This is a genomic window from Gilvibacter sp., assembly GCF_013214815.1.
In the GTDB taxonomy this organism is placed as follows: Bacteria; Bacteroidota; Bacteroidia; order Flavobacteriales; family Flavobacteriaceae; genus Gilvibacter.
Window position 1 is genome coordinate 1 of sequence record NZ_JABSPU010000131.1, and the last position, 2,662, is coordinate 2,662.

3 protein-coding genes and 1 pseudogene are annotated in these 2,662 nt (G+C 42.7%); all 4 read left to right on the top strand.

Features of this window, described 5'->3' with window-relative positions; all coding sequences use genetic code 11:
- Positions 1-417, top strand: a 417-nt coding sequence (locus HRT75_RS14480; protein WP_291188251.1) for an MBL fold metallo-hydrolase, incomplete at its 5' end; no start/stop codon positions are given.
- Positions 418-493: 76 nt separating this feature from the next.
- Positions 494-1,144: a pyridoxamine 5'-phosphate oxidase gene (pdxH, locus tag HRT75_RS14485; RefSeq protein WP_291188254.1), complete on the top strand. Its 651-nt coding sequence runs from the start codon at positions 494-496 to the stop codon at positions 1,142-1,144.
- A 9-nt stretch (positions 1,145-1,153) separates the two neighbouring features.
- Positions 1,154-1,642: a histidine phosphatase family protein gene (locus tag HRT75_RS14490; RefSeq protein WP_291188257.1), complete on the top strand. Its 489-nt coding sequence runs from the start codon at positions 1,154-1,156 to the stop codon at positions 1,640-1,642.
- Positions 1,639-2,662: pseudogene (locus tag HRT75_RS14495) on the top strand (polyphosphate kinase 1); the annotation flags it as partial. The gene HRT75_RS14490 and the pseudogene HRT75_RS14495, both read left to right, overlap by 4 nt.

Genomic DNA, 2,662 nt, shown 5'->3' on the forward strand with positions numbered 1-2,662 from the left:
CAAAAAGCAGGAGTAGACCAAGCTTATTATAGAAAACTTAAAGCAGGGCAAGATGTCTATAATGAAGCTGGGGTGCTGATTGATCATAAGACGGTAACGACAGAAGGTACTCCGCCTAACTCTTATGCCTATTGCAGTGATACTGCTTATCATCCTGATATTATTCCGCTTATCAAAGGTGTAGATACCTTGTACCACGAAAGCACCTTTCTCCAAGAGCATGAACACCTGTGCCAGCAAACTAAGCACAGTACGGCTGTTCAGGCAGCTAGTATTGCCAAGTCAGCGGAAGTAAGACGCTTGATCTTAGGGCATTATTCTACGCGTTACGAGGATCTAAGTATTTTTCACAAAGAGGCGAAAACAGTCTTTGAAAACAGCGAATTGGCTCAAGATCTCAAAGAATTTTCTTGGTAAAATTCCGCAGAGAAAACCTCAAAATTTACTTTTAAGGCAAATCGATTTCTCGTAACTTGCAGAGAAAGCTTTTCTCATGGATCAAGAACTGTATAATTTCAGAAAATCATACGAAAAAGGTGCTCTGGACAAGACTAGTGTAGATCCAAATCCGCTACAACAGTTTAGAACTTGGTTTCATCAAGTCCAAGAGGCTGGGGGTATTGAAGAGGTCAATGCAATGACCGTCACTACCTTGAGTTTAGATGGATACCCCAAAGGACGTGTAGTTTTGCTCAAAAAGTACAATGAGCACGGCTTTTATTTCTATACCAACTATCACAGTGAGAAGGGCCAAGCTATATTGGCAAACTCAAAGGTCTCTTTGGCGTTTTTTTGGCCGACCTTAGAGCGACAAGTGCTCATCAAAGGAAATGCTTCTAAAACCACTCGTGTTGACACGGAGAACTATTGGGATTCACGTCCACTAGGAAGTAGGTTAGGAGCTATAGTCTCCGATCAGAGTAAAGAAATTCCCAATCGTGAGGTGTTAGAAGATCGTTTAAAGAAATTAGAGTCTACCTTCAGTGAGAACGACACCGTTCCCTGTCCGGATCATTGGGGTGGAATTTTGGTGGCGCCTGTTGAGATTGAGTTTTGGCAAGGGCGCCCAAACCGTCTTCACGACAGAATCCTTTACCGATTGCAGGATGATGGCGATTGGGACATTGTTCGTTTATCTCCTTAATACCAGTTTATGAAAAACTTATATCTGGTAAGACATGCAAAATCTTCTTGGGAACACAATGTATCAGACCGAGAGCGTCCTTTAAAGGGACGCGGATTGAATGATGCAGAAGCCATGGCTTTGGAGATATCCAAAAGAATTCAAGCTCCTGAGCTTGTCATTAGTAGTCCAGCCAATCGAGCGCATACCACCTTTTTGTTTTTCAAAGAAGCCTTTTCTTTGACAGATGAGCGTTGTCGAGTGGACGAGCGCTTGTATGATTTTGGAGGGCAGTCGGTCATGGAGGTAATTCAAGAAACTTCCAATGAAATTGATTCGCTCATGATCTTTGGGCACAATCACGCCTTTACCAGCATTGTCAATATGTTAGGCGATAAATACCTGGACAATCTTCCCACATGCGGATTCGCAGCGATTGCATTCCAACAAGACGATTGGTCAGCCCTTAAGAACGGTAAAACATTAACAACCCTATTTCCAAAAGAGATTCGCAAATGAACGAATTGCAAGAACAATACGTAAATAGAGAGATCAGCTGGCTCCAATTCAATGAAAGGGTCCTGCAGGAGGCTGCAGATGTATCAGTGCCTTTAATTGAACGTATTCGGTTCCTAGGGATCTTTTCCAACAATTTGGATGAATTCTTTAAGGTGCGCTATGCTTTTGTAAAACGCATTGTAGACGCCGGAAAAGGCGGACGCTCCGCTTTAAAGGGAATTGCGGCTCAGGACCTTTTGGAACAGATCACGGGTATCGTAATTGATCATCAGGCAGCGAGTTTGAACATTCTCAAAGGCATCTACAAAGAATTGGAAAAGGAGAACATCTTTGTAATTGATGAAACTCAAGTAAGTCAGCGTCAACACGAATTTATTGCGGATTACTTTCAGAATAAGGTGTCTCCGGCCTTGGGAGTGATGATGTTGAATGATCAAACGAGCTTTCCAGGCTTACAGGACTCAGCGGCCTATCTCACGGTTCGTATGGAAATGCGTGAAGATGCCAAGATCTTGACCGATCCAGTCAATTATGCCTTGATCGAGATTCCGCGTTATTTAGATCGATTTATTATTCTTCCTCAAGAGGGCGACAAGCAATTTGTGATCCTTTTAGACGATTTGATCCGATACTCTTTGGGTACTATTTTTAGTCTGTTCAATTACAAATCCATAGAAGCCCATATGATCAAGATCACCCGTGACGCTGGTCTGGATATGGATTCTGATCTGAGTAAGAGCTTTATCGCTAAGATCTCAAAAAGTGTAAAAGAACGCTCTTCTGGTGATCCGGTGCGCTTTGTTTATGACAAATCAATTCACGAGGATACCCTGAGCTATTTGTTGGAGCATATGGAGATCGAGGCGACAGATAGTGTAATTCCTGGAGGTCGCTATCACTACCGCAGGGACTATATGAAATTTCCGAGTTTTGGACGCCAAGACCTGCTCTACAACAAAATTAAACCACTACCAGTTAAGGGCTTGCACGGTTCTGATAGTATACTCGATGCCATTGATA